The sequence below is a fragment of the Pseudonocardia sp. ICBG601 genome (assembly GCF_020496245.1).
The window spans coordinates 71,085-97,347 of sequence record NZ_JAHLJA010000022.1; the positions used below are offsets into that span (position 1 = coordinate 71,085).

The 26,263-nt window shown below is 71.6% G+C and carries 23 protein-coding genes and 2 pseudogenes; 17 read left to right on the forward strand and 8 right to left on the reverse strand.

Annotation, left to right across the window (positions count from 1 at the left end):
• Nucleotides 1-184 precede the first annotated feature (184 nt).
• Complete coding sequence (locus KPL57_RS08385) at nt 185-1,861, forward strand: IS1634 family transposase (RefSeq protein ID WP_226350710.1); 1,677 nt, start codon at nt 185-187, stop codon at nt 1,859-1,861.
• A gap of 5 nt (nt 1,862-1,866) precedes the next feature.
• Nucleotides 1,867-2,262 (forward strand): hypothetical protein, encoded by a 396-nt coding sequence (locus KPL57_RS08390; protein ID WP_226351145.1) that lies wholly within the window; start codon nt 1,867-1,869, stop codon nt 2,260-2,262.
• 34 nt (nt 2,263-2,296) lie between these two features.
• Here KPL57_RS08390 and KPL57_RS08395 read toward each other — a convergent pair.
• The 4 genes and pseudogenes from KPL57_RS08395 to KPL57_RS71900 all read right to left on the reverse strand — a co-directional run.
• Nucleotides 2,297-3,206 (reverse strand): annotated as a pseudogene (locus KPL57_RS08395) (IS5 family transposase); the annotation flags it as partial.
• A gap of 236 nt (nt 3,207-3,442) precedes the next feature.
• Nucleotides 3,443-4,264 carry an ESX secretion-associated protein EspG gene (locus KPL57_RS08400; protein WP_226351146.1) on the reverse strand — a complete coding sequence of 274 codons (822 nt, stop codon included), beginning with the start codon at nt 4,262-4,264 and terminating at the stop codon, nt 3,443-3,445.
• A complete protein-coding gene (locus KPL57_RS66115) occupies nt 4,261-4,392 on the reverse strand; it encodes a hypothetical protein (RefSeq protein ID WP_255677190.1) in 132 nt (43 codons plus the stop codon). Before KPL57_RS66115 ends, KPL57_RS08400 begins: the two co-directional genes overlap by 4 nt.
• A gap of 935 nt (nt 4,393-5,327) precedes the next feature.
• Nucleotides 5,328-5,894 (reverse strand): annotated as a pseudogene (locus KPL57_RS71900) (PPE domain-containing protein); the annotation flags it as partial.
• 159 nt (nt 5,895-6,053) lie between these two features.
• On the opposite strand from KPL57_RS71900, the gene KPL57_RS08410 reads away from it, so the two are divergent.
• Nucleotides 6,054-6,704, forward strand: coding sequence for a transposase (locus tag KPL57_RS08410; RefSeq protein ID WP_226351147.1), 651 nt, complete (start codon nt 6,054-6,056; stop codon nt 6,702-6,704).
• 216 nt (nt 6,705-6,920) lie between these two features.
• Here the strand turns inward: KPL57_RS08410 and KPL57_RS08415 are convergent, their stop codons facing one another.
• Both KPL57_RS08415 and KPL57_RS08420 read right to left on the reverse strand, forming a co-directional pair.
• Nucleotides 6,921-7,685, reverse strand: a complete 765-nt coding sequence (locus KPL57_RS08415; protein ID WP_226351148.1) for a transposase family protein — start codon at nt 7,683-7,685, stop codon at nt 6,921-6,923.
• 259 nt (nt 7,686-7,944) lie between these two features.
• Nucleotides 7,945-8,544: a DUF3558 family protein gene (locus KPL57_RS08420; RefSeq protein WP_308187911.1), complete on the reverse strand. Its 600-nt coding sequence runs from the start codon at nt 8,542-8,544 to the stop codon at nt 7,945-7,947.
• A gap of 206 nt (nt 8,545-8,750) precedes the next feature.
• Between KPL57_RS08420 and dnaK the strand changes: the two genes are divergently transcribed.
• The 4 genes from dnaK to KPL57_RS08440 all read left to right on the forward strand — a co-directional run bounded on the left by dnaK (nt 8,751) and on the right by KPL57_RS08440 (nt 13,132).
• Nucleotides 8,751-10,622, forward strand: coding sequence for a molecular chaperone DnaK (gene dnaK / locus KPL57_RS08425; protein WP_226351150.1), 1,872 nt, complete (start codon nt 8,751-8,753; stop codon nt 10,620-10,622).
• A 38-nt stretch (nt 10,623-10,660) separates the two neighbouring features.
• A complete protein-coding gene (gene grpE, locus KPL57_RS08430; protein WP_226351151.1) occupies nt 10,661-11,335 on the forward strand; it encodes a nucleotide exchange factor GrpE in 675 nt (224 codons plus the stop codon).
• A gap of 88 nt (nt 11,336-11,423) precedes the next feature.
• Nucleotides 11,424-12,671, forward strand: a complete 1,248-nt coding sequence (locus KPL57_RS08435; protein ID WP_226351152.1) for a DnaJ C-terminal domain-containing protein — start codon at nt 11,424-11,426, stop codon at nt 12,669-12,671.
• Nucleotides 12,671-13,132: a heat shock protein transcriptional repressor HspR gene (locus KPL57_RS08440; protein ID WP_020626988.1), complete on the forward strand. Its 462-nt coding sequence runs from the start codon at nt 12,671-12,673 to the stop codon at nt 13,130-13,132. Before KPL57_RS08435 ends, KPL57_RS08440 begins: the two co-directional genes overlap by 1 nt.
• A 96-nt stretch (nt 13,133-13,228) precedes the next feature.
• Here KPL57_RS08440 and KPL57_RS08445 read toward each other — a convergent pair whose 3' ends face one another.
• Nucleotides 13,229-14,419, reverse strand: a complete 1,191-nt coding sequence (locus KPL57_RS08445) for an MFS transporter (protein ID WP_139320138.1) — start codon at nt 14,417-14,419, stop codon at nt 13,229-13,231.
• 311 nt (nt 14,420-14,730) lie between these two features.
• Between KPL57_RS08445 and KPL57_RS08450 the strand changes: the two genes are divergently transcribed.
• From KPL57_RS08450 to KPL57_RS08465, 4 genes are read left to right on the forward strand one after another with little or no spacing between them, the layout of a single operon-like run.
• Nucleotides 14,731-16,245, forward strand: coding sequence for an ABC transporter substrate-binding protein (locus KPL57_RS08450; RefSeq protein WP_226351153.1), 1,515 nt, complete (start codon nt 14,731-14,733; stop codon nt 16,243-16,245).
• Complete coding sequence (locus KPL57_RS08455; protein ID WP_226351154.1) at nt 16,242-17,183, forward strand: ABC transporter permease; 942 nt, start codon at nt 16,242-16,244, stop codon at nt 17,181-17,183. The genes KPL57_RS08450 and KPL57_RS08455 overlap by 4 nt, the downstream gene beginning before the upstream one ends.
• Nucleotides 17,180-18,037 carry an ABC transporter permease gene (locus tag KPL57_RS08460; protein WP_226351155.1) on the forward strand — a complete coding sequence of 286 codons (858 nt, stop codon included), beginning with the start codon at nt 17,180-17,182 and terminating at the stop codon, nt 18,035-18,037. The genes KPL57_RS08455 and KPL57_RS08460 overlap by 4 nt, the downstream gene beginning before the upstream one ends.
• A 57-nt stretch (nt 18,038-18,094) precedes the next feature.
• Nucleotides 18,095-18,904 (forward strand): TauD/TfdA family dioxygenase, encoded by an 810-nt coding sequence (locus KPL57_RS08465; RefSeq protein ID WP_020626993.1) that lies wholly within the window; start codon nt 18,095-18,097, stop codon nt 18,902-18,904.
• 68 nt (nt 18,905-18,972) lie between these two features.
• Here the strand turns inward: KPL57_RS08465 and KPL57_RS08470 are convergent, their stop codons facing one another.
• Nucleotides 18,973-20,145 (reverse strand): globin domain-containing protein, encoded by a 1,173-nt coding sequence (locus KPL57_RS08470; protein ID WP_226351156.1) that lies wholly within the window; start codon nt 20,143-20,145, stop codon nt 18,973-18,975.
• Nucleotides 20,146-20,459: 314 nt separating this feature from the next.
• Between KPL57_RS08470 and KPL57_RS08475 the strand changes: the two genes are divergently transcribed.
• From KPL57_RS08475 to KPL57_RS08500, 6 genes are all read left to right on the forward strand, one after another.
• On the forward strand, nt 20,460-21,275 hold the full coding sequence (locus KPL57_RS08475; RefSeq protein ID WP_226351157.1) for a pyridoxamine 5'-phosphate oxidase family protein: 816 nt from the start codon (nt 20,460-20,462) through the stop codon (nt 21,273-21,275).
• 205 nt (nt 21,276-21,480) lie between these two features.
• Nucleotides 21,481-21,810 (forward strand): hypothetical protein, encoded by a 330-nt coding sequence (locus KPL57_RS08480; protein WP_226351158.1) that lies wholly within the window; start codon nt 21,481-21,483, stop codon nt 21,808-21,810.
• A 224-nt stretch (nt 21,811-22,034) separates the two neighbouring features.
• Nucleotides 22,035-24,656 carry an ATP-dependent chaperone ClpB gene (gene clpB / locus KPL57_RS08485; RefSeq protein WP_226351159.1) on the forward strand — a complete coding sequence of 874 codons (2,622 nt, stop codon included), beginning with the start codon at nt 22,035-22,037 and terminating at the stop codon, nt 24,654-24,656.
• A gap of 50 nt (nt 24,657-24,706) precedes the next feature.
• Complete coding sequence (locus KPL57_RS08490; protein WP_149665337.1) at nt 24,707-25,039, forward strand: YbaB/EbfC family nucleoid-associated protein; 333 nt, start codon at nt 24,707-24,709, stop codon at nt 25,037-25,039.
• Nucleotides 25,036-25,374 (forward strand): type VII secretion target, encoded by a 339-nt coding sequence (locus tag KPL57_RS08495; protein WP_226351160.1) that lies wholly within the window; start codon nt 25,036-25,038, stop codon nt 25,372-25,374. The genes KPL57_RS08490 and KPL57_RS08495 overlap by 4 nt, the downstream gene beginning before the upstream one ends.
• Nucleotides 25,371-26,243 carry a hypothetical protein gene (locus KPL57_RS08500; protein ID WP_226351161.1) on the forward strand — a complete coding sequence of 291 codons (873 nt, stop codon included), beginning with the start codon at nt 25,371-25,373 and terminating at the stop codon, nt 26,241-26,243. The genes KPL57_RS08495 and KPL57_RS08500 overlap by 4 nt, the downstream gene beginning before the upstream one ends.
• The last annotated feature ends 20 nt before the right edge of the window (nt 26,244-26,263 follow it).

Here is a 26,263-nt window from a genome sequence, read left to right on the forward strand (position 1 = left end):
TCGCTGAGGCATGCGCCATGTTTTGAGGTGCGCGATGGCGTGTTCGACGGCTGCGCGGATTCTCCTGACGGCCTGACTTTGGTCACCCGAGCCTGGTTTCGCAGCTTGTACTGCGCTGAGCTGCGGTGATGTGTTTGCGCGGGAGCGGTGTGAGGCACTAATTCGGTGCTCTACGCTCGGTCAGGTGGCGTGGGTGAGGCGGGTACGGACGGCCTCCGGGGCGACCGCGGTCCAGATCGCCGAGTCCGTGCAGGGCCATCGACGGATCGTGGCCCATGTCGGGTCAGCGCACACCGAGGCCGAGCTGGGCCTGCTGGTCGAGCAGGCCCGTGGGCTGATCGACGACGCTGCACAGCAGGCCCTGGATCTGGGCGTCGCGCCGTCACCCCGGCGGGCCGAGCTGATCGCGCCCACCGCGGCCGGCGGTGCCACGCAGGAGGGGCTGTTCGGCCAGATGCCGCGGCGCGCCCCGAGCACCACAACCCGGCGGGTGGGTGCGCCGCAGGTGATCACGACCGGGTCGCGGGTGCTGTTCGACATCCTCGCCGAGGTCTACGCGGGCCTCGGGTTCGCAGAGGTCGCTGATGACACGTTCCGCGACCTGGTGATCGCCCGGATCGTCGAGCCCACGTCCATCCTGGACACCGGTCGGGTGCTGGCCGGTCTGGGCGTCACCGCGGCGAGCGAAAAGACGATGCGCCGCACCCTGCTGCGCTGCACCGGGCGCAGCTACCGCGACGAGATCGCGAGGGCCTGCTTCACCCACGCCCGTGGCAGTGGGGATGTGTCGTTGTGTCTCTACGACGTCACCACCCTCTACTTCGAGGCGGAGAAGGAGGACGACCTGCGCAAGGTCGGGTTCTCCAAGGAACGCCGGGTCGACCCGCAGGTCGTCGTCGGGCTGCTGGTCGATCGCGCAGGGTTCCCCCTCGAGATCGGCTGTTTCGAGGGCAACAAGACCGAGACCGCGACGATCCTGCCGATCATCGAGGCCTTCCGGGCCCGACACCAGCTGCCGGTCGAGCCGGGCGGGATGGTCGTGGTCGCCGACGCAGGGATGCTCTCGGCCGCGAACCTGCGCGACCTCGACGAGGCCGGCCTGCGGTTCATCGTCGGCTCCCGACTCACCAAGGCCCCGGTTGACCTGGAGTCGCACTTCCACTGGCACGGCGACGCCTTCGTCGACGGGCAGATCATCGACACCCTCACACCACGCGACCGCCGCACCGGGCGCAGCGAGAACAGCCCGAAGGTCAAGGCCGAGCCCGTCTGGAACCCCAACCAGCATCCGGGATCCTGGCGGGCGGTCTGGGCCTACTCCACGAAGCGGGCCGTCCGGGACCGGCGCACGTTGACCCTGCAGGAGAACCGGGCCCGCGAGGTCATCGCCGGCGAGAAGCCCGCGCGCACACCGCGGTTCGTCAAGGTCACCAACGGCTCCCGCGCCCTGGACGAGGCCTCCTTGGCTCGGGCATACCGGTTGGTCGGGTTGAAGGGCTACGTGACCAACATCCCGGCCGGCGGCGCAGCGGCCGGGGAGATCATCGGCGACTACCACGACCTCTGGCACGTCGAGCAGTCCTTCCGGATGAGCAAAACCGACCTACGCGCCCGCCCGATGTTCCACCACCAACGCCAGTCCATCGAAGCGCACCTGACCATCGTGTTCACCGCCCTCGCAGTCGCCCGCGAGATCCAGAACCGCACCGGGCTCACCATCCGCAACGTCGTCCGCCAGCTCCGACCACTGCGCTCGGCCACCATCGCCATCAACGGCACCCAGCAGACCTTCCCGCCCGCCGTCCCCGCCGACAAACAGGCCCTCCTCGACGCGCTCCGTCAGCCCGCGGCGAAGCACTAAGACAAGTGACCGAAGTCAGGTCGGACTACCTCGACTCCGCGGTGCCCGGTGCCTGCCCGGACCACCTCGTCGTGCCGCGCTCACTGGCCCAGTCGATGCCGCTTCGCTGGCAGCAGGTCTTCGTCGGGCTGCTCACCGACCTGCACGAGGCCTACCCCGATGTCGTCTGGCCCGAGTACGCGGTGTCCGCGGTGCGCGCCGAGCCCCTGACCGAGCTCGACGACGCCCAGCTCGCGACACACGGCTACGTCACCGAGCTGGGTCCCGACGGGGATCTCGAGTACCGCGACGTGGACGACCGCGTGGTCCCCGGGTCGCTGCCGGTCCGGGTGGAGGTGCCGGACACGGTGCCGCCGGCGTCGGCGGGGCAGGTGCCGCGGGGGACCGTCGTCCTGCGCTGACTTCACGGGACCCCGCTGCGCTCACGCCGCTGAGAGCGTGTTTGGAAATTCTAGTGGGTTGAGGGTGTCGTGTGTTTCTGCTGGCGGGTGGCGGGGTATCCACGGGCGATGCGGCGGGTGATGGTGTTGATCGCGGCCCAGCGGATCATGGCTTCGGATGTGGTGGGGTGGCGTTCGTAGTCTCGGGCCAGGCGTCGGTGTGCGGTGAGCCAGGCCAGGGTCCGTTCGACCACCCACCTTCGTGGGAGGACGGTGAATCCGCGCTGCTCGGGTGGCTTGCGGATGATCTCGATCGTTGTCTGCAGGATCGTGGCGGCCCAGTCGAGCAGTCGCCCGGCGAAGCCGGCGTCGGCGTAGACGAACCGCACCCTGGTGCGCAGGTAGAGGTTGAGCAGGATCGGCTTGGCGCCGTCGCGGTCCTGTACCGAGGCCGAGCACACCATCGTGGTCAGCAGCAGACCGAGGGTGTCGGTCACGATGAACCGTTTCCGTCCGCCTGTCTTCTTCCCGGCGTCGTAGCCGCGGGAGTCCTGGCCGACGGTGTCGGCGCCCTTGACCGACTGGGAATCGATGATCCCCGCACTCGGCTCCGGATCACGGCCCTCGGCGATACGTAACTGCCCCCGCACGACCGGGAGGATCTTCTCGGTGACCTTCTGCTGTTCCCACTGGTTGAAGTACCAGTAGACGGTCTGCCAGGGCGGGAAGTCCACCGGCAACGCCCGCCAGGCACACCCGGTCCGCACGACATACAAGATCGCGTCCAGCACGTCCCGACGAGCATGAGCAACAGGCCGCCCCCGCCGCGCGAGCGGCGGTAACAACGGCTCGATCACCACCCACTGGGCATCACTGGTGTCCGAGGGGTACCGGCGCGGTCGTTCCTGCATGCCGACCACGATGGAGCACCCCAGCCGTGTCGACCATCCCGACACACCCACCATTTCCAAACACGCTCTGAGCCGATCACGCCGCAGTGCCGATCACGCCGCAGTGCCGATCACGCTGCTTGCGCCGGTCGGTTCCGGCGGATCTGCGCGGTCCGTGGCCGGGCGACGGCGAGATGCACCTCAGCGGGAATCGTCGATCCCCACGGCCCGCTGAGCTGCATCTCGCGGTGCGACAGGGATACCTTCCCTGCCGAATTCGCTTACCCGGTAAGCGAGTTCCGGGCTGCCCGTCACCAGGTCCGGTGCGCCCCGACCGGTGCGCGACGGCGCCGGGCCGCGTCGGCGAGCCGGTCCAGCTCACGGACCAGGTACGTCGCGTCGGCCGGTCCGGCGTGCACCACGGCGTCGTCGGGCAGCGGGCCGCCGACGACGTCCGGGGTCGGGCGCCGTTGGACGTAGCAGCCGTCCGGGGTGGCGTGCACCAGCAGGACACCCGGCGCGCGGCACGGGTCGGGTCCCTTGCGCCCGGCACCGAGCTGGGCGACGCCCTCGGTCCGTCCCATCCGCCGCAGCACTTCGGCCTCGGCCGCGGTGCAGCCCCGCCGGAGGAGCTCGTGGACGAGCCGGTCGGCGTCGCCGTCGGCGCGCTCGACGGCGTCCCCCAGCACCGCGACGGGGATCTGCACCCCGACACCGGGGCCCGGGACGACCTCGCCGAGCAGCTCGACCAGGACGGTGGACGCGTCGTCGGGCCGGACGCGCACGAGCGCGACGTCGTCGTCGATCCGGGTGGCCAGCACCGCGCGCCCGGCCCGCCGCGCGACCAGCGCACGCTGCCACGACGGGGGTGCGACCACGAGGTCGTGCTGGAACTCCGGTGCGACGACCGTGCGCAGGTCGTCGACCAGGCTCGGCTCGAACGTGGTGCCGGTGAACAGGCCCCGCGCCGCCAGGGTGTCGAGGCACCCCCGTACGACGCGGGTCCGCTCGACGTCGGTGAACCCGGGGCTGAGCAGCTCCAGGACCGCGGGGTTGCGACCGAGGTCGAGGAGGTCCCGGGCGACGTCGAACTCGGCGGCGGTGAGGACGGTGGCGCGGTTCCAGTCGATCATCGGTGGGGCTCCTCGGGGGCCAGGACGGCGTCGGTCGCGGCGATCTCGATGTCGAACACCTCGTCGGTGGGGACGACATAGCGGTTGCGGTGGTCCTGGGCGTCGCGGCCGCCCGCGCCGCCGGCCATCGAGCCGTAGCCGCTCGGGCCGGTGCCCCGTCCGGTGGCCTCGCCGGGGCGGGCGGACCAGGCCGGCTCGGTGGACCGGGCGCCGGGACCGAACGGCTCGAACGGCCGTCCGCCACCGGATCCCGTCCCACGGGGAGTCGCTCGCCGTACCCGGGGCCACGGGCCGACGGCGGGAGGAGCGGCTGCGCCCGGGTCCGCTCGCCGAACCGGCGCCCGAGGTCGACGCGGGTGCCGAACGGATCGGGGCCCGGTGCCGTCGACGTGGGGTACGCGCCCTGGGGTGTCGCGGGCCGGTACGGGTCCGGGGCAGGCGTCGTCGGTGGGTCGAGGCGCTGGGGTGCGACGACGTCGGCCGGTCCGGGCAGCCCGGTGCGGTCCCGGTCGGTGCCATCCCCGCTGTTCCCGGGCCCGCCGGGGCCAGCGGGTCGCCCGACGTCCGGCGTGCCGGGACCCGAACCTCCCGACCCACCGCTCCCCCGCCCGCCGACTCCCCGCCCGCCGGGAGCCTCGATGCCGCCCGGTCCGGGCCGGGGCCCGACACCCGGTGGACCCGGTTGACCCGGTTGACCCGGTGTACCGCCGCCCGGTCCCCCGCCGCCGACACGGGTGGCTCCGCCGCCGTCCCCGACGGCGGCCGGGCCGAACCCGCCGGCCCCGTTCGAGCTCGGCGGCGGACCTCCGGCACCGGTGGGCGCCGCGGCCGATGCCGGGTCGACGGTGAGGAAGCGGTCGTCGATCGCCGACGCGGTGTCGAGGTGCTCCTGCAGCACACGGTCGGCCTCCTCGCTGTGCCGCTGGTCGCGTTCGAGCGAGGTGACGTAGTCGGCGACGGTGGCGCCTAGACCGGTCAACGGGGCGCCCGCCAGCAGGTGGGCGTTGCGGACGCCGCTGGTGAAGATGCCGGGCGGGGTGGGGTCCAGAGCGGCGATGGCGGCCTGGGTGCGGTCGAACGACTGTCCGTAGGCGTCCAGCTGGGTCGCGCCGTTCGCGGTGACGGGGGCGGTGCACGTCATCGAGGTGGTGATGCCGTCGAGGGACTGCTGGGCGGCGGCCGCGGCGGGGCCCTGCCAGGAGATGCCGAGCTCCGCCATGCGTCTGCGGGCGTCGTCGGAGGCACGGCGGAGGTCGTTGTCGACGGCCCTGAGCGCGTCTGCGGCGTCGACGACAGCCTGCGAACCGGGTTCGCCGACGACCCACTGGTACTTCTCCTGCAGGGTCCTGGCCGCAAAGTTGAAGTAGTGGGGAAATGCCATCAGGACTGGCCCGGGTCCGTCGCACCGAACGTCTTCTCGATGTCGGATTCGTTCAGCTGAAAGGACTCGGCGACGACTCGGAGGTCTCGGACCGCCCGCTCGAGCTCGTCCTGGGGGCTTATTCACAAGGGAGTAATTCTGTTGATCTGCGGAAGCCGTCACCGGCGATTTTGTCTCGATACCGGCACGGCGGTGTGTCGCGCTTGAAGTGCAACAGCCCTTGCCGGTTTGTTCGGTGTTCCCAGGCATCGAACGAGGATCGGCGAAGAGCTGTTGCGATTCAAAGCTATGACAGGGTTGGACGATAGACAACTCACCGATCTGGTGGTGAGAGTACACGCCCGATGCGGCGGCAAGTTCGTTTCTGCAGGTAGGCCTGTTGCGTTGGGCTTGTTCCGGTCAGTGGCCATGGTGGTGACGCTGATGCGCAAGAACGTGACCCAGGACTTCGCGGGCGCGATCTTCGGGGTCAGCCAGTCCACGGTCAGTCGCCGCTGGGACCTGCTGCGCCCGGTGATCGGCGAGGTCCTCGCCGACGTCGTGCCCGACCCGCGGGAGGTCCTCGGAGGCGGAACAGTGCTGGTCGATGGCACCGTGTGCCCGACGTGGGACTGGAACGCAGTGTCCGACCTGTTCTCGGTCAAGGCCGGCTACTCGGGCATGAACCTGCAGATCGCCGCCACCCTCGACGGAGTCCTCGTCGCGGTCGGCGAAGTCCCGATTCACGGCGCCCGCCACGACGCACATGCCTACGCCGCATCCGGGCTGGCGGAGCGTCTGCGCGATCTCCCGTCCGTCGCCGACCTCGGCTACATCGGCGTCGAGGGCATCAACACGGTCCCGCACAAGCGATCCCCCGGTATCGACCTCGACCCCAGCCAAGTCGAGTTCAACACCGCCCTCGGCAGAATCCGCGCAGCCGTCGAACACGCCATCGCGCACCTCAAAACATGGCGCATGCTCAGCGAAGAAGGTGGCCGATACCGCTACCCCATCAGCAAATACGAAAGCACAGTTGCGGCAATCGTAGGCCTCTACTTCTTTGCGGCTTATGAATAAGCCTCCTGGTGGGCTGCGTAGACCTCGAGAAGCTGCTGGTACTTCCGGTCGAACGCCGGAGTGGCGAGGTCAGATATGGGATCGGCTCCGCAACGGTCGACCCGCCGCGTGCGCGCACTGATGAGCGCTGACCGCATGTCGTCGATCTGATGCTTCAGGGCCTCCCCGACCTGCAGCACGGTCGTGGGAGAGACCTGGAGGCTTATTCAGGCTCCGTCAGGTAAGTGCGTAGAAGATGAGTCCGATGACTGCCGAGATCGTCGTTTTAAATGTGGCGTAGGGTCGGCGGTAGTCTGTGTGGAGAACTTTCCACGTTTTGATATGGGCGATGACTCGCTCGATGGTGGCGCGTGTGCGGTTGAGGCTCTTGTTGAATGTTTTCTGCCAGTCGAGAAGTTCCCGGCCGGGTTGTTTTTTGAACGGGGTGAGCATGCCGCGCCCGATGTAGCCTTTATCGCCGATCGGTGGGTATGTGGCGAGGTGGTCGAGGGCGCCGGATTGGTCGAGGCAATGTAGGTCGTGTCGGGAGCCTGGGGTCGGGTCGGAGATCCACGACAGCTGCCCTTCCAGGGTGGCTGCGACCTGGACGACGACGCCGGTGGTGCGATGCTTGCCCGACCACAGACCTGGTATGGCGGTCCATGACCAGCAGGGCAGTAGGGTTCCGTCGATGATGTACTGCCGATCGGCACGAAGCTCCTCCGCAGTCGGAACGACACTCCGCAGTGCCTGTGCCAGCAACGGTGTCACCCCCGCGATCGCTCGACTGACCGTCGACTGCGACACCCCGTAGGTTTCCGCCAACTCCCACTGCACACGATTCCCGCGCAGATACGCCAACGTGATCACCACCGACCAGAACAATCCCAGAATCGGCGGCCAAGGCCGTCGCAGGCCAGTCGCGTTCCGCTGATCCTGCTCATGCACCAGAGCGGCAAGATCCTGAATCTCATCACGCCGAAAGCCAGTGGTATAGTACATACTGCGACAACCCGTTCATCTTGGATTGATTCGGCAAATCAATCTTCGCGATGGACGGGCTGTCGCCCAACCCGACACGCCGGGCTAGATCGTTATTTCACGGGCCCTGAATAAGCCTCCTGGCTCAGCAGACCGGGATCAGTGGCCGAGGAGGAGTCGGACGGGCCGATGGACATGCCTGAACGCTAGGGAAGTCGTCGATCCGCGACGGCGCTTCCCACGAAGGGTGTTCGCACGAGCGAACTCCGGACGTACGTGATCAGCGCCGGGTGAGTTCCGCCAGAACTGCGTTGGCCAGATCACGGGAACGGCCGCACAGGGCGTCGTCTGTCAGGCCCGCGCTACGGAGATTCGTCGATAGAGCTTGGGACTGGGTTCGCAGCGAGACGTCATCGCCGATGTCCACGACGATGTCGCAAGCCGGGAGGGTGTCGGAGGAATCCGACGACCGCACCACCCCGTACCCGGCCAACGTTTCGAGTTCGGCTCCGGGTGCCCTGGCCAGGTCGGCTGCGGGCACCGGCAGGAACTGAACACTGGAGTCGATCTTCGCGGTCCGTCCGAGGTAGATACAGGTGGGCGAACGCCTGCCGTCGACCGTCACCTCGCCGGGGCGCCCGTTGTCCAAGCCGAACTCGGCACGCCGTGTGGCGTCCAGAAGGTCGCACGGATGGCGTCCGGTCACGTCCACCGTGGCCGGGCGGGGAGGGAAAGGCGTCGCGGAGATCGGGGAGGCAGTACTCGGGGCCGACGGGCACCCCGCGAGCGGGAGAGCGAGGCCGACGAGCAGGACGGCAACGCGTGCTCCACGGAGAGCGGGTCTGAGCACGTGATCCTCCGTCGCCGATCGACCGGCCACAGGCTAGCCCGCGCCACGGACCTGCACACGTGAACGTCGCGGATAAAAGTTGAGTCCCCCGGGAACAAGTCTCCCGGGTGGTCCGTTGACCCCCACGAGAGCAAGTTGAGCAGAGCCCACTCAAGGGCGATGCGCGAGCTGCTCCCCGGTTTGGTACAACTTGAGCCGGACGCACTCATACCCCACACATCTCGGAGGCAGTCACCATGGCTCGTACGGTCGGTATCGACCTCGGGACCACCAACTCCGTCGTCGCCGTCCTCGAGGGTGGCGAGCCGACGGTGATCGCGAACTCGGAGGGTGCCCGCACCACTCCGTCGATCGTCGCGTTCGCGCGCAACGGTGAGGTCCTCGTCGGCCAGTCGGCGAAGAACCAGGCCGTCACCAACTCCGACCGCACCTTCCGCTCGGTCAAGCGCCACATCGGCACCGACTGGAAGACGCCGGAGATCGACGGCAAGACCTACGCGGCGCAGGAGATCAGCGCCCGCGTCCTGCAGAAGCTCAAGCGGGACGCCGAGTCCTACCTGGGCGACGAGGTCACCGACGCCGTCATCACGGTGCCGGCCTACTTCGAGGACGCGCAGCGCCAGGCGACCAAGGAGGCTGGTCAGATCGCCGGCCTGAACGTGCTCCGCATCGTCAACGAGCCGACCGCGGCCGCGCTGGCCTACGGCCTGGACAAGGGCGACAAGGAGCAGACCATCCTGGTCTTCGACCTGGGTGGCGGCACGTTCGACGTGTCCCTGCTGGAGATCGCCGAGGGCGTCGTCGAGGTCAAGGCGACCAACGGCGACAACCACCTCGGTGGTGACGACTGGGACGAGCGGATCGTCACCTGGCTCGTCGACAAGTTCAAGTCCTCCCAGGGCATCGACCTGACCAAGGACAAGATGGCGATGCAGCGGCTCCGCGAGGCCGCGGAGAAGGCGAAGATCGAGCTGTCCAGCTCGTCCTCGACCAGCATCAACCTGCCCTACATCACGGTCGACTCCGAGAAGAACCCGCTGTTCCTGGACGAGACGCTGTCCCGCGCGGAGTTCCAGCGGATCACCCAGGACCTCCTGGACCGCACCCGTCAGCCGTTCAACCAGGTCATCAAGGACGCCGGCATCTCGGTGAACCAGATCGACCACGTCGTGCTCGTCGGTGGCTCCACCCGGATGCCCGCCGTCACCGAGCTCGTCAAGGAGCTGACCGGCGGCAAGGAGCCCAACAAGGGCGTCAACCCGGACGAGGTCGTCGCCGCCGGTGCCGCGCTGCAGGCCGGTGTGCTCCGCGGTGAGGTCAAGGACGTCCTGCTGCTGGACGTCACCCCGCTGTCCCTGGGCATCGAGACCAAGGGCGGCGTCATGACCAAGCTGATCGAGAAGAACACCACGATCCCGACCAAGCGCTCGGAGATCTTCTCCACCGCGGACGACAACCAGCCGTCGGTGCAGATCCAGGTCTACCAGGGCGAGCGCGAGATCGCCGCGTACAACAAGAAGCTCGGCATGTTCGAGCTGACCGGCATCGCGCCGGCCCCGCGCGGCGTCCCGCAGATCGAGGTCTCCTTCGACATCGACGCCAACGGCATCGTCAACGTGTCCGCCAAGGACATGGGCACCGGCAAGAGCCAGGAGATGACGATCACCGGCGGGTCGGCGCTGTCCAAGGACGACATCGACCGCATGGTCAAGGAGGCCGAGGCGCACGCCGAGGAGGACGCCAAGCGTCGCGAGGAGGCGGAGACCCGCAACCAGGCGGAGACCCTCGTCTACCAGACGGAGAAGTTCGTCAAGGAGAACGACGACAAGCTCCCCTCCGACGTCAAGGACTCGGTCAACGCCGCCCTGGGTGAGACCCAGGAGGCGCTGAAGGGCACCGACCACGAGGCGATCAAGTCCTCGATGGAGAAGCTCGCCACCGAGTCCCAGAAGATGGGGTCCGCCCTGTACTCGCAGCCCGGTGCCGAGGGCGCCGCGGGTGCCGGTGCCGAGGGTGGTGCCGGTGCGGCCGGTGCCTCCGCCGCGCAGGACGACGTCGTCGACGCCGAGATCGTGGACGACGACAAGGACGCCAAGGGCGGCAAGTGACGGCCGGCGGCCATCCACGGGACGACAGGACGGTCGACATGGCAGACGAACAGAAGCAGGAGGAGCCGGTGACGTTCCGGGACCGCCGCAAGGTGGACCCGGAGACCGGCGAGGTCCGTCCCGACGCCGACGCGACCGGGGCCGCCGACACGGCGGCCCCGGCCGGGGACGGTGAGCAGGTCGCGGGCCCGGCCGACGGGGAGGACCCGGAGGTCGAGAAGCTGCGGGCCGAGGTCGCCGAGCGCACCGCGGACCTGCAGCGGGTCAGCGCCGAGTACGCCAACTACCGGCGTCGGGCCGACCGGGACCGTGAGCAGACGAAGGTGGACGCGAAGGTCTCGTTCGCGAACGACCTGCTGGTCGTGCTCGACGACTTCGAGCGCGCCGCCCAGCACGGCGACCTCACGGGACCCTTCAAGGCCGCTGCGGACAAGGTCACCGCGGTGCTGACGAAGCTCGGTCTCGAGCCGTTCGGGACCGAGGGCGAGCCCTTCGACCCGCAGCTCCACGAGGCCGTGCAGCACGAGCCGGCCGAGGGCTCCGGCCCCACGGTCACCGTGCTGTCGACGGTGCTGCGTCGTGGCTACCGCATCTCCGACCGGGTCCTCCGGCCGGCGATGGTGACCGTGCAGGACCGCCCCGAGGCGGAGGCCGAGACCGACGCCGCGGGCGGCGCGGACGCCGGCGACGGCGAGCCGCAGAACCCGGCCTGACCAGGACGGGTAGGGACGTGACCACGCGGTGCGGCGGGAGACGACAGGTCTCCCGCCGCGTCGCGGGCGTGAACGGAAAGGAGGCGGAGTGACCCAGCGCGACTGGATCGAGAAGGACTACTACCGCGAGCTGGGCGTCTCCTCGACGGCGTCCCAGGACGAGATCAAGAAGGCGTACCGCAAGCTCGCCCGTGAGCTGCACCCGGACGCGAACCCCGGCGACGAGAAGGCCGAGGCCCGCTTCAAGGCGGTCTCCGAGGCCTACGGCGTGCTGGGCGACGAGTCCAAGCGCAAGGAGTACGACGAGACCCGCGCGATGTTCGCCGGTGGCGGCGGCTTCGGCGGGTTCGGCACCGGCGGTGGCTTCCCCGGCGGCGCGCGACCCGGTGGCGCCGGCCAGGGGGGCTTCGACATCAACGACCTGTTCGGCCAGGCCGGCCGCGCGGGCGGCGCCGGGGCCGGTGCGGGCGACTTCAGCGACATCCTGGGCGACATCTTCGGCCGCGCCGCGCGCAACAGCGCCGGCGGTGCGGGCGGGTACGGCACGGCCGGTGCCCGCCGCGGCCAGGACGTCGAGAGCAGCCTGACCATCTCCTTCGAGGACGCGGTGCGCGGCGCGACGGTGCCCATCAAGCTGTCCTCGCCCGGGCGGTGCGAGCGCTGCGGCGGCACCGGGTCCCGGCCCGGCAGCACCCCGCGCACCTGCCCCACCTGCGCCGGTCAGGGCCTGGTGAACCGCAGCCAGGGCGCGTTCTCGTTCTCCGAGCCGTGCCGCGACTGCCGCGGGACCGGGCGCATCATCGACGACCCGTGCCCCGAGTGCCACGGCGACGGCGTGTCCACCCGGACCCGGTCGCTGTCCATCCGGGTCCCCGCGGGCGTCGACGACGGTCAGAAGATCCGGCTCCCCGGACAGGGCGAGCCCGGACAGGGCGAGCCCGGGCGGGGCGGGGCCCCCGCCGGGGATCTCTACGTGACCGTGAGCGTGACCCCGCACCGGATCTTCGGGCGGTCGTCGAAGAACCCCGACGACCTGACCCTCACCGTGCCGGTGACCTTCCCCGAGCTCGCTCTGGGGGCGACCCTGACGGTGCCCACACTCGACGGCACCGTCTCGCTGCGGATCCCGCCGGGCACCACCAGCGGCCGCACGTTCCGGGTGTCGGGGCGTGGGGTCGAACGCAAGAACGGGAAGAAGGGCAACCTGCTGGTCACCGTCGAGGTGGCGGTGCCGCAGAAGCTGGACGAGGCGGCGAGGAGCGCGCTGGAGGCCTACGCCGAGGCGACGTCGTCGTTCGACCCGCGGGCCGACCTGCTCGGTAGCGCCAGGAGGTGATGGCGGTGTCCGGACGACGCACCCCCCGTGACGGGGAGGAACCGCCGACGGTCGACGTGGCACACGACAGCCCGGTGTTCGTCATCTCGGTCGCCGCGCAGCTGTCCGGCCTGCACGCCCAGACCCTGCGCAGCTACGACCGGATCGGCCTGGTCAGCCCGGGCCGGTCCGCGGGCGGCGGACGTCGCTACTCCCAGCGCGACATCGCCCTGCTCCGCGAGGTGCAGCGGCTCTCCCAGGAGGAGGGCGTGAACCTCGCGGGCGTCAAGCGGATCATCGAACTGGAGCAGATGGTCGACCAGCTCTCGGCGCGCCTCGAGGAGGTGACCGCCGAGCTGGACGCGGTCCGCGCCGCCGCTGCGCAGGCCACCGCGGCGGTGCACCGCTCCTACCGGCGCGACCTCGTGCCGGTGGACCGGCGTCAGGCCGTCGTGCGCTGGCGCCCGGCCGACGACGGCTGAACCCGCTCCGTCGCGCACCCCGGCGTCCTCCGTCGGAACCGGGGTGCGGGACCGGGCCTCGCGCGGCGACGACCGTCGTGCCCGTGCACGAGCCGGTCAGGCGGCCGTCAGCGCTCCGCGCCGGGCCAGCAGGCCCAGCATCACGGCTCCGGCCAGCGGCACCGCCGCCAGGACCAGGAACGGCAGGGCGGGCGGGAACGCGGGGTCGAGCAGCGCCCCGACCCCCGTCGAGCCGACGAGCACCATCAGCCCGCCGAACGAGGCGAGCACCCCGAAGTGGGCACCCAGCCTGCGTTCCCCGGCCAGCCGCGGGACGAGATCCTGCGCGACCGGCACGGCGAACATCTCACCGAAGGTCAGCAGGAGCACCATCAGCACCGCGGGAGTGAGGGCCCACCACCCCGGCAGGTCCGGCAGCAGCCGGGCCACCGCGACGACGGTGAACGACGCGGCCATCAGGCAGAACCCCAGCACCACCGCGCGGCCCGCCCCCATCCGGCTCCCCCAGGCCGTCACCCGCATCTGCAGACAGATCACCAGCACCGACATCATCACGAACAGGAAGCCGAGCGCGGCGGTGCGCCCGACGCGCTCCAGCTCGTCGGGCAGGGCCAGGTAGAGCTGGTTGTAGCAGAGCAGCCAACCCGAGTAGCCGACCGCGAACAGCAGGAAGCGTCGGTTCCCCAGCACCTCGCCCCAGCCGGCGAGCATCGGCTGCCCGGCCTGCTCGGGCTCGCGCCACGGCAGCCACCGCCAGTGCGCCAGACCCACCAGCACGAAGCCGGCGGCGGCGACCAGGCAGGCGAGCTGGAAGTCGACCACCATGAGCGCGGTGCCGACCAGCGGCCCGGTGACGGTCCCGACCTGACCGGCGACGGCGAACATCGAGAACACCTCGGTCCGCGCCGGGCCCTCACCGGCGCGCTCCCGCTCCCCGGCCTCCCGCGCCAGCGACGACTCGACCGCCGGCGAGAACAGGGCCGCCGCGAACCCGGTCAGCAGCGCCCCACCGATGACCGCGGGCAGCGACCCGGCCGCGCCGAGGAGGATGAAACCGATCACGCGCAGCGAGCACCCGACGAGCACGACCGGCTTCGCACCGAACCGGTCGGTCAGGGTCCCGCCGATCACGAACAGTCCCTGCTGGCTGAACGTCCGCAGCCCCAGCACCAGCCCGACGGCCGCCGCGGCGAGCCCGAGGTCCTCGGCCAGGTGCGTCGCCAGGTAGGGCAGCACCATGTAAAAGCCCACGTTGAAGGCCATCTGGGTGCTGATCAGCAGCTTCATGACCGGGGGGAGCCCGCGGAACTGGGCCCACCGGCCCGGTCGGAGCGGCGTCGGGGGACGCGGGTCCGACTCGGGATCGGCGGGTCGGCGGAGCAGGCTGCGGAGCACCACGAAGTGGTACCAGGTCGCCGTCGGCAGCCGCGACTCGATGGCAACAACGACATATGCGCATGCATGAAGATGCTTGACCGTCTGTACAGGCTTACCGAAGATCTCCCGGGCGCCGGGTGACACACGGTCGAGGGCGCCGGAGAGGCCAGGTCGTGATGCCCGCCGCCGTGCGCGCCGTCGTAGCACCCCGTCGTTCCCGCTTGCGGGTCGCCGCCGCCCTGGTGGTGAGCGCCGCGGTCCTCACCGCGTGCGGCGGCACCGGTGGCGAGAGCGGTCGGGTCGTGCCGGACGGGCAGGCCACGATCGCGATGGCCTTCGGCCCGTCGGCCGGTTACGGCGTGGACACCGACGACGCGTTCGTCCTCTCCCAGCTCGGGGTGACCGAGTCCCTGGTGGCGTCCGGCCCGGACGGGAAGCCCCGACCCGCGCTGGCGACGGCGTGGGCCCAGCAGTCCGACCCGCGGACCTGGCGGTTCGAGCTGCGCCCCGGCGTGACCTTCCAGAACGGCGAGCCGCTCACCGGGCAGGCCGCCGCGACCGCCCTGAACTGGGTGGCCGGCGTCGCCGCGCCGCCGCGCGCGGTGCGCGGGATCGGCCTGCAGGCCGCCGCGGACGGCGCGGCTGCCGTGCGCGTCACGACGGCGAAGCCCGACCCGATCCTGCCGCTGCGGCTGTCCAGCGTGAACACCGCGATCCTGGCGCCGTCGGCGTACCGGGCCACGCCGCCGTCGGTCCAGCAGACCGGCACCGGCCCGATGACGATCACCCGGACGAACAGCACCCAGTCGGTGACCCTCGCCCGCAACGACCGCTACTGGGGTGAGCGCCCGCAGCTGGCCGGTGTCACCGCGAACTTCGTGCCCGACCCGGCCGCCCGGGCACTGTCCCTGCGGGCCGGCGACGCCGACATCGCCCAGGAGCTCCCCGAGTCCAGCGCGCTGGAGTTCACCGGCGACGAGTACGTGAACCAGACCGTCGCCGCGCCCCGGACCGCGTCGCTGGTCCTCAACCAGTCCCGCAGGCCCTTCGCCGACATCCGGGTGCGGCAGGCCGTCGCGGCTGCCGTGGACCGCACCGCGCTCGGTGAGCAGGCGCTCGCCGGGTCGGCGATCCCGGCCTCGGAGCTGTTCGGCCCGGCCGTGGCGTGGGGCTCGCAGGACGCCCCGCCGCCGGCCGACCCCGCGCGCGCCCGGCAGCTGCTGGCCGAGGCCGGCTACGGCCCTGGCAACCCGCTGCGCATCGAGCTGGGGTCCTACGGCGCCCGCCCCGAGCTCCCGACGCTGGTCACCGCCGTCCAGGAGATGCTCCGCGGGGCCGGCATCGAGGTCACCGTGCGCATCGGCGACTACGACGCCCGCGAGCCGCAGCTGCTCGCCGGTGACTTCGACATGTACCTGCTCTCGCGCAGCTACCTGGTCGACGTGCCGGACGCCGTCGCCACGCTGGCCACCGACTACACCTGCCAGGGCTCCTACAACCTCAACCACTACTGCTCGCCCCAGTTCGACGCCCTGCTCGCCCCGCTGGCCACCGAGACCGACCCGGCCGCACGACAGAAGGTCTTCACCGAGGCCGCGGCGAAGCTGAACGCCGACGTCGTCGGAGTCCCGCTGGTGCACACCAACGCCAACGGCGTCGGGCACCGGGTCACCGGCTACACCGTCGACCCGCTGGCCAAGTCGCTCGTCGTCCCCGGGCTGGCGACCACGGAGTGACCGCACTCGTCGCACGCAGGCTGCTGGCGCTGCCGCTGGTCGCCGTGGCCGCGGCGGTGCTGGTGTTCCTGCTCCCGCGGTTCTCCGGACAGGACACCGCGCTCGCGATCATGCGCAGCCGGACCGGGGAGTCCGACCCGGACCCGTCGGTCCTGGCCGCGCTGCGGGAGCAGTACGGCCTCGACGGCACCTGGTGGGACCAGTTCACCGGCTGGGCCGGCGCGCTGCTGCGCGGCGACCTCGGGATCTCCTGGACCAGCCGCACCCCGGTCTCGGGCCTGCTCTGGCCCGCGCTCGGGGTGTCGCTGACCCTCACCGTCGCCGCACTGGTACTCGCGGCCCTGGTCGGGATCCCGCTCGGGGTGCGCGCCGCGCGTCGCCCCGGTGGCCGGCTCGACCGGGCCCTGACCACCGGATCGGTGCTGGGCGTCGCGATCCCCGAGTTCGTGCTCGGGACGGCGCTGGTGCTCGCCTTCGCCGTCACCGTGCCGGTGCTGCCCGCGACCGGCTGGGGTGACGTGGACCAGGCGGTGCTGCCGGTGGTCACCCTGGCCGCGTTCCCGGCCGCGCTCGCCGCCCAGCTGGTGCGCGCCGAGACCGTCGACGCGCTGGCCCGCCCGCACGTCGCCGTCGCGCGGTCCAAGGGGATCAGCGACGGGCGGGTCCTGTGGCGCCACGGCGGCCGCCTGGCCCTGACCTCGGTCACCTCGCTGTCCGGGCTGTTCCTCGGCGGGTTGCTCGGCGGCTCGGTCGTGGTCGAGGTGCTGTTCGCGATCCCCGGCCTGGGCCGGCTGCTCTACGACGCCGTCCTCGGCCAGGACCTGCCGGTCGTGCAGGCCGGGCTGCTCGCGATCGTGCTGGTCGCCGCCGTCGCCGGGATCCTCGCCGAGCTGCTCGCGCTCGCGCTGGACCCGGTGGCCCGGAGCGCCGTCCGGTGACCGCCTCGGTGCTGGCCCGCCCCGCGGGCGCCGCCGCGCGCACCACCCGGCGCGCGGCGGTCCTGCAGGTCGGGGCGCTGGTCCTGCTCGGTGTGCTGGTGCTGTTCGCCCTGCTGCCGCTCGACCCGGTCGCCAACGACCTGTCCCACCGCTTCGCCGGGCCGTCGGCCGCGCACCCGCTCGGCACCGACCAGCTCGGCCGGGACATGCTGGCGCGGCTGGCCGTCGGCGCCCGGCTCTCGGTCGGGTTCACCCTGGTCGCGCTCGCGCTGTGCGCGGGGCTCGGGACGGTGCTGGGCGTGCTCGCCGCCTGGTGCGGACGGGCCGTCGGCCAGCTGTTCCAGCGCACCATCGACGTGCTCGTCGCGATCCCGGCGGTGCTGATCGGGCTCGTGGTGGTCGCCGCGTCCGGCGGGGCCCCGGGGGTGTGGTCGCTGCTGGTGGCGATCGTCGTCGCCGGGTGGACGCCGTTCGCCCGGCTCACCTACCAGCTCGTGGTGCGCGAACGCGCCCGGGAGTACGTCGAGGGCGCCGTCGCCGTCGGCGCGGGGCCGCTGCGGATCGCGTTCCGGCACGTGCTGCCGAACCTCGCCCGGCCGCTGCTGTCGCACCTGTGCCTGCGGTTCGCGAACGTCCTGCTGACCGTGGCCGGGCTGTCCTTCCTCGGGCTCGGGCCGCAGCCGCCCACCCCGGAGTGGGGGGCGATGCTCGCCGACGGCCGGCAGTTCCTGTTCAACGCCCCGCAGCTCGTCCTGCTGCCCGCGCTGGCCGTCGTCGGGACGGCGCTGCTCGTCACCGCACTCGGCCGCGGGCTGGAACGCCGGTGGACGACCGGTCCGACCGGACAGTTCTGACAGCGCTTCGTTCCTGCCACACTGCTGCGAGTACGGATGAACGGCAGGAGGTACGTCGTGGCGAGGATCGGAACCGACGGGCGGCGCACGGGTGAGGCGCGCCCGGAGCTCAAGAGCCTGGTGGACGAGACCGGGGTGGTGCCCCGCGCGGCGGAGCTCGGCGAGGCCCGGGAGGTGCTGGCCCGCGACGGCGTCGTCCACATCCCCGGCGCCGGTCCGGATCCGGAGGCGATGGTCGTCGCCGCGGCCACCCTGCTCGGCGGACGGCTGCGCGAGCTGTTCGGCATCCGGCCGCAGGGCGGGACCGACTCCCCGGTCCTGGGTCTGCACAACGACGGCGCCTACCTGGAGGCCGACGTGCACGGCCGCACCGTGCGGCTGCGCGACCCCGACGAGGACTTCCTGTTCATGCACTGCACGTCGCCGGCGCCGTCCGGGGGCGACTCGGTGCTCGTCGACGGCTACGCGCTGGCCGACCGGCTCGCCGCGGAGCACCCGTCGCTGTACGGGTTCCTGACCGGCAGCGACGTCGACTTCTTCGGCAGCCGCACGAACCCGCCGCGCGGGGTCCCGCTGACGCCGCTGCTGCGCCGGATGATCGAGCACACACGGGGTGGCCGGCGCGCGGTCCGGGCGAGCGACTACGTGCTGCCGGTGCCGCGCGAGCCGCACTGGGACGCCCACCTCGCGCACATCGAGTCCTACGCCGACGTGCTCGCCACCGCGTTCGACGCGGCGCCGCGGTTCCGGCTGGAGAGCGGCGACCTGCTGGTCCTGGACAACTACCGCTTCCTGCACGGCCGGGACGCGTTCACCGGAACCCGGGAGCTGCACGTGCTCTCGGTGCGGACGACCGAGGCGTTCTGAGCCCACCCCCGACGCAAACGGCCGCCCTCCCGGTGCGGGAGGGCGGCCGTCGTGGCGTACGGCGTCGCTCAGTCCATCGTGAACGGGTCGTAGGTGATGCGGTCGAGCGGCGTGCCCGCGACCAGCATCCGCGAGACCGTGGAGCGGATCATCGCCGGCGACCCGCAGACCAGGACGTCGTGGTCGCTCCAGGCACCGAACCGGGTCACGACGTCGGCCAGGGTGCCGGTCTCGGCGCCGGAGGGCTCGTCCTCGTACTCCACGACCGGGATGACGTCGAGCCACGGGTAGTTGTAGGACAGCTTGCGCAGCGAGGTGAAGTCGTACAGGTCGTCCCACGTCCGGCCGCCGACGAAGACCTGGGTGCGCGGCGGCTGGGGGCGCCGGCCGACCTCGTCGAGCAGGGCCTTCATCGGCGCGCCGCCGGTGCCGCCCGCCACCATCAGCAGCTCGCGCCGGGTGTTCTGCGGGACGGCCATCCGGCCCATCGGCGGGCCGATCCGCCAGGTCTCGCCGACCCGGCTGTGCGCGACGATCGCGCGGCTGACCCAGCCGCCCTCGACCGCGCGGACGTGGAACTGGATGGTCCCGTCGCGACGCGGCGCGTTGGCGGGGGACAGGTAGCGCCACAGCCGCGGGCGGTGCGGCGTCTCCACCGAGACGTACTGGCCGGCCTGGTACGGCACCGGCTGGTCGGTCGCGACGGTGACCACGGCCAGGTCCCAGCCGATCCGGCGGTGCTCGACGACCCGGCCCAGCCAGGACGCCGGCCCGCGCTCGGCCGCGGCGGCCTGCTGCATCGCGTCCGCGACGATCCCGTACGCGCCGACCCAGGCCTTCTCGATCTCCGGGGTCCAGTTCTCGCCCGCGAACGTGGCGATCGCCGACAGCAGCGCCGCGCCGACCGCGTCGTAGTGCTGGGACAGCACGCCGAACTTGCGGTGGTCGCGGCCGAGCTGCTGCAGGAACGGGACGAGGTCGTCGGGCTGGTCGACCATCTGCACCACGTGCACGAGGGCGCGCAGCAGCCGGCTGCGCTGCACCTCCATGTTCACGGGGAACAGGTCACGCGTCTCGGGTGCCTTGCTGAACAGCGTGGCGTAGAAGTGCTTGCCGATCTCCTCGGCCTGCGGCTCGACGAGGGCGAAGCTGGTCCGGATGAGCTCGACGGTGCGATCCGCCTCCGAGGCGGGGCGTCGCGGCGGGGCGACGTCGCCGGCGATCAGCTGGGCAGCAGTCATGCCTGGCGGACACTCTCCTCGGTCGTGCTCCGTGCCGCGGTGACACCGGGCGTCGACGCCCGCGTTCCGCCGGTTAGGGTACGCGAGAGACTCCGTCCGCCGGTACGGCGTACGCCGACCGGCTCACCAAGGTGTGGTGAGCGGGTACGCATCGTCACTCATCATCCGTTCGGGGACGGCGGTCACTCGTCATGGCGTGGGGGGCGCCGGGCTCAGGATAGCGCCCATCGTGCGGAAAGCCGACGTGGCGGTGGCCCGGCCGGTCGGAATGGTGATCGTTTGGTCCTGGCCGTGCCGGATGGCACGGTTGTCCCGTGCCGTTGCGAATCCCCGCCGTCGTCCTGCCCGGACGGGGCCGTCCGGCCGTGCCGCGGGTCGTCGTCCCCGCCCCCTCGGAGCGGGGCCCGTCCTCCGATGTCCGGGAGGTCCCGGACGGTCCGCACCGCCCCGGCTCCGCGGGCGAGCACGTGGTGCAGGCCGAGGTGGGCAGCTCCGCCCGCGCCGACCGGTTCTACGACGACCAGCTCCGCGACCGGCTGCTGCCCCGGATGATCGAGTTCGTCGGGCGGATGGAGATGGCCTTCGTCGCGACGTCCGACGCGCACGGCGAGTGCGACAGCTCGCTGCGGGCGGGCCCGCCCGGGTTCCTGCACGTGCTGGACCCGCACACGCTGGCCTACCCCGAGTACCGGGGCAACGGCGTCTACGCCAGTCTCGGCAACCTGACGGAGAACCCGCACATCGGGCTGCTGATGGTCGACTTCACCGAGTCGCTGATCGGGCTGCACGTCAACGGCCGCGCCCGGATCATGGACGACGACGCCTTCCGTGCCGTCTACCCCGGGCGCGCGCGTGACGACCACGCCGCGGGCCGCCGCGCCGAGCGCTGGGTGGTGGTGGACGTCGAGGAGGCCTACATCCACTGCCGCAAGCACATCCCGCGGATGGAGCGGGTGACGCAGCGGCGGGCCTGGGGCACCGACGACCCGGCCCGCAAGGGCGGCGACTTCTTCGGTGCGCGGGGGACGGCGCCGCGCGTGCCGCGACCGCCGCGCCGGCGGTTCCCGAGCACGACCCATCTGGTGTCGGGCGCATCACGTTCGTTGCGCGGTCGTACTACCCGTCGCTGACCTGCGGTGACGAGGATGGCGCGACAGTGCGCCGATTAGGTGACGTTCGGACCGTCACTTCCGAGGCGCGGCCTCGTTGATCGCTGCAGATCGTCACCGACCGGGCACGTCTGGTCGAATCCGGGCGATCGGACGGGTTGCGGCTCCCACGGGCTCCGGGAGTCGCGACCACCCGTCCTGAATCGGATACACAGGAGAAGCAGGAATGCTGTCGAAGAAGAAGCTGGGCATGGTCGTGGCCGGCTCCGCCGCCGCCCTCGCCGCCGCCGCACCGTTCGCCTTCGCGGGTGACTACGGGAACGACAAGGGTCACCACCACGGTGGCGGCGACAAGAACTGCGCCTTCGAGGGTGGCGACGCGTCCGCCCGCGGCGGTGCCGAGGGTGGTCTCGCCGACCTCAACGTCCTCGCCCCGATCGCGGGCAACCAGATTGCCAACATCGGCAACTGCAGCGACTTCCTGAACGACGTCGTCGACGTCAAGGACAACCTGAACGGCACCCAGATCGCGGTGCTCGGCGACAACCACCGCTGAGCGCGCCCTGCGCCACCGTTCCACCCCGCGGCCCGTCCGGATCCTTCCGGGCGGGCCGCGGTCGTTCCTCCGAACTCCCTCATCCTGAGTGGAACAGACTCAACTTTCCTGCTGTTGAACCTGTCGAGAGGCGTACCCTCCGGCACACTGTGAGAGCAGTGGCCCGGGGTGCCGCTCCTCATGCACAGATCGTCGACACAGAAGGACCGGGAGGAACGCGGAGCATGGACTCCTTCAACCCCACCACCCGTACCCAGCAGGCCATCTCCGCAGCCGCCCAGGCCGCGACGCTGGCCGGGAACCCCGATGTCGGGCCCACCCACCTGCTGGGTGCCCTGCTGGCCCAGGGCGACGGCATCGCCGCGCCGCTGCTGGCCGCCGTCGGGGCGGACGCGGACGCCGTCCGATCCGAGCTGACCGCGCTGGGCAACCGGCTGCCGTCGGCCTCGGGCTCGTCGGTGAGCGCGCCGCAGCTGTCCCGTGACGCGCTGGCCGCCATCACCGCGGCCCAGCAGCTCGCCACCGAGATGGGTGACGAGTACGTCTCCACCGAGCACCTGCTCGTCGGGCTCGCGCGGTCCGGCGGCCCGGTCGCCCAGCTCCTGCAGCGCCACGGCGCCACGCCGGACGCGCTGCGCGAGGCGTTCGGCAAGGTCCGCGGCTCCGCCCGGGTGACCAGCCCCGATCCCGAGGGCAGCTACCAGGCCCTGGAGAAGTACGGCCAGGACCTCACCGCCCGCGCGCGCGAGGGTGAGCTCGACCCGGTCATCGGCCGGGACACCGAGATCCGCCGCGTCGTCCAGGTGCTGTCGCGGCGCACCAAGAACAACCCGGTGCTGATCGGTGAGCCGGGCGTCGGCAAGACCGCGATCGTCGAGGGCCTGGCCCAGCGGATCGTGGCCGGTGACGTGCCCGAGTCGCTGCGCGGCAAGCGGGTCGTCGCCCTCGACCTGGGGTCGATGGTGGCCGGCGCGAAGTACCGCGGCGAGTTCGAGGAGCGGCTCAAGGCCGTCCTCAAGGAGATCACCGACTCCGCGGGCGAGGTCATCACCTTCATCGACGAGCTGCACACGATCGTCGGTGCGGGCGCGTCCGGTGAGGGCGCGATGGACGCCGGCAACATGATCAAGCCGATGCTCGCCCGCGGTGAGTTGCGGATGGTCGGCGCGACCACGCTCGACGAGTACCGCCAGCACATCGAGAAGGACCCGGCGCTGGAGCGCCGCTTCCAGCAGGTGCTCGTCGGGGAGCCGTCGGTCGAGGACACCGTCGGCATCCTGCGCGGGCTCAAGGAGCGCTACGAGGTGCACCACGGCGTCCGGATCACCGACGCCGCGCTCGTCGCCGCCGCCACCCTGTCCGACCGCTACATCACCGCCCGGTTCCTGCCGGACAAGGCCATCGACCTGGTCGACGAGGCCGCGTCCCGGCTCCGGATGGAGATCGACTCGCGCCCGGTGGAGATCGACACCGTGGAGCGGGCCGTCCGTCGCCTCGAGATCGAGGAGATGGCGCTGGAGAAGGAGTCCGACGCCGCCTCGGCTGACCGGCTCGTCGCGCTGCGCGCCGAGCTGGCCGAGAAGCGCGAGGAGCTGGCCGCGCTGACCGCGCGCTGGCAGAACGAGAAGGGCGCCATCGAGGCGACCCGCGAGCTCAAGGAGCAGCTGGAGCAGCTGCGCGGCGAGTCCGAGCGGGCCGAGCGCGACGGCGACCTGGGCCGGGCCGCGGAGCTGCGCTACGGCCGCATCCCGGCGCTGGAGAAGGAGCTCGCGGAGAAGACCGCCGTCGTCGAGAAGCACGAGGACGTGATGCTCAAGGAGGAGGTCGGCCCGGACGACGTCGCCGACGTCGTCAGCTCCTGGACCGGCGTCCCCGCCGGCCGGATGCTGGAGGGCGAGACCGCCAAGCTCCTGCGCATGGAGGACGAGCTGGGCCGGCGCGTGGTCGGCCAGGCCGAGGCCGTGCGCGTGGTGTCCGACGCGGTGCGCCGGACGCGTGCCGGCGTCGCGGACGAGAACCGGCCCACCGGCTCGTTCCTGTTCCTCGGGCCCACCGGCGTCGGCAAGACCGAGCTGGCCAAGGCGCTGGCCGAGTTCCTGTTCGACGACGAGCGGGCGATGATCCGCATCGACATGAGCGAGTACTCCGAGAAGCACTCGGTGGCCCGCCTCGTCGGTGCCCCTCCCGGCTACGTCGGGTACGACCAGGGCGGTCAGCTCACCGAGGCGGTGCGGCGGCGTCCCTACAGCGTGGTGCTGCTCGACGAGGTCGAGAAGGCCCACCCGGACGTCTTCGACACGCTCCTGCAGGTGCTCGACGACGGCCGGCTCACCGACGGCCAGGGCCGCACGGTGGACTTCCGCAGCACGATCCTGGTGCTGACGTCCAACCTGGGCAGCCAGGCCATCGCCGACCCCTCGCTGGACGACAAGGGGCGCAAGGACGCCGTCATGTCGGTCGTCCGGTCGCACTTCAAGCCGGAGTTCCTCAACCGGCTCGACGACGTCGTGGTCTTCCACGCGCTGTCGACCGAGGAGCTGACCCACATCGTCGACATCCAGGTCGGTGTGCTGGCGCGGCGGCTCGCGAAGCGGCGGCTCTCGCTGGAGGTCACCGACGCGGCCCGTGAGTGGCTCGCCCTCAACGGGTTCGACCCGGTCTACGGCGCGCGTCCGCTTCGCCGGCTCGTGCAGTCCGCGATCGGCGACCAGCTCGCCCGCGAGCTGCTGTCCGGCGGCGTCCGCGAGGGCGACACGGTCCGGGTGGACCTGGACCCCGCGGCCGACGGCGGGACCGGTGCCCTGGTCGTCGGCAAGGCACTGGAGCCGGTCGCGATCGCGAACTGATCCACCGGTTCGCCCGTGGGCCCCGACGGTGCACGTCATCGTCGGGGCCCATGGAGTCCTTCACCGCCGAGCAGCCTTCCGCCGGGCGGACCTGGCTGGACGAGTACCGCACCCGCATCGACACGATCCGGCTCCGGGCCGAGGAGGCCCGGGACCGGGTGGCGACGGTGACGGCGACCGCGCGCACCCGCGACGGCGCGGTCGTCGTCACCGTCGACGCGTCCGGGACGCTGACCGACCTGCAGCTCGGCGTACGGGCCGAGGAGCTGCCGCGGGCCCGGCTCGCCGAGACGGTCCTGCGGCTGAGCCGGGAGGCCGCCGCCGACGCCGCGGCGCAGGTGGCGGCCATCGTGGAGCCGCTGACGGCGGGCGGCGGGCGGTGACGGGCCCCGGCTTCTCGGTCGACACCGGCACGGTCTCGACCCATGCCGAGGTTCTCGACGACGCCGGTTCCACCGTCACCGGGATGCGCCCGTCGCTCGCCGAGCTCGACTCCGACGCCTACGGGGTCATCGGCGACTTCTTCTCCGCCCAGGCCACCTCGGCCATGCGGGCCGGGGTCGAGGCCGTGGACCGCCTCGCCTCGGAGCTGCACGAGCTGGCGACCGCGGCACGGGAGTCCGTCGCCGCCTACCTCCAGGTGGAGAGCCGGGTGGTCGACGGCCTGCTCGGCGTCGACGTCCCGACGGCCCCGTCACCGGTCGGGGCGGACCGGTGACGGCGCCGGTCGAGGTGGAGGGGCCCGGCCCGCTCGAGGGTGCGGGGGTGTTCTCCTCGTTCGAGGACGTCGGGAAGGCGGTCGGGGAGCAGGACACCGGCGGCGTCGTCACGGCCACGGCCGTCGCCGGGCTCGACACGCTGAGCGTGGTCGCCGACCCGCTGAAGGAGCTCGGGGCGGCCGGTGTCGGCTGGGCCATCGAGCACTTCGACTTCCTGCGCGAACCGCTGGACTGGCTCTGCGGTGACGCGAAGCAGATCGAGGCCCGGGCGAAGGACTGGCAGCAGATCTCCCGCGAACTGGCCGCCCTCGTCCCGGAGATCGAGACCGTCCTCGCCGCCCCCGGCGCCTGGACCGGCGCGGCCGGGGACGCGTTCCGCGGTGCCGCCGCGACACGCGTCGAGGCCGCGCGACGCCTGTCCGAGACCGCCCACGAGGTGGCCGACATCGTGCTGACCTCGGCCTCGAACGTCGGCACCGAACGCGCGGTCGTGCGCGACATCATCGCCGAGTTCGTCGTGCGGCTCATTCCGAAGCTGCTCGCGTGGGCCGCGGGCGCCGTGGTGACGGTGGGGGTCGCCGCGCCGGTCGGCATCGCGGTCCTCGTCCTCGACGCCGTCGACCTGGCGCGCACGATCGTCCGCCGGGTCGAGGAGGTCATCGGGCTGCTGGAGAAGTCCGCCGCGGTGGCACGCCGGCTGGAGGACACGATGCGGACCGGGCTGCTACCCGGGATCGCGGACCCGGCGGCGCGGAAGGCCGTCGACAAGGCCGTGACCCTCGGGCAGGACACGGTGCTGGAGTACGGCAAGAACGACGCGGCGCGCCGGGCCACGGCGGCCGAGTGGGACGAGGAGGCATCCGGCTGAGACCCCGACCGCGTCGAACG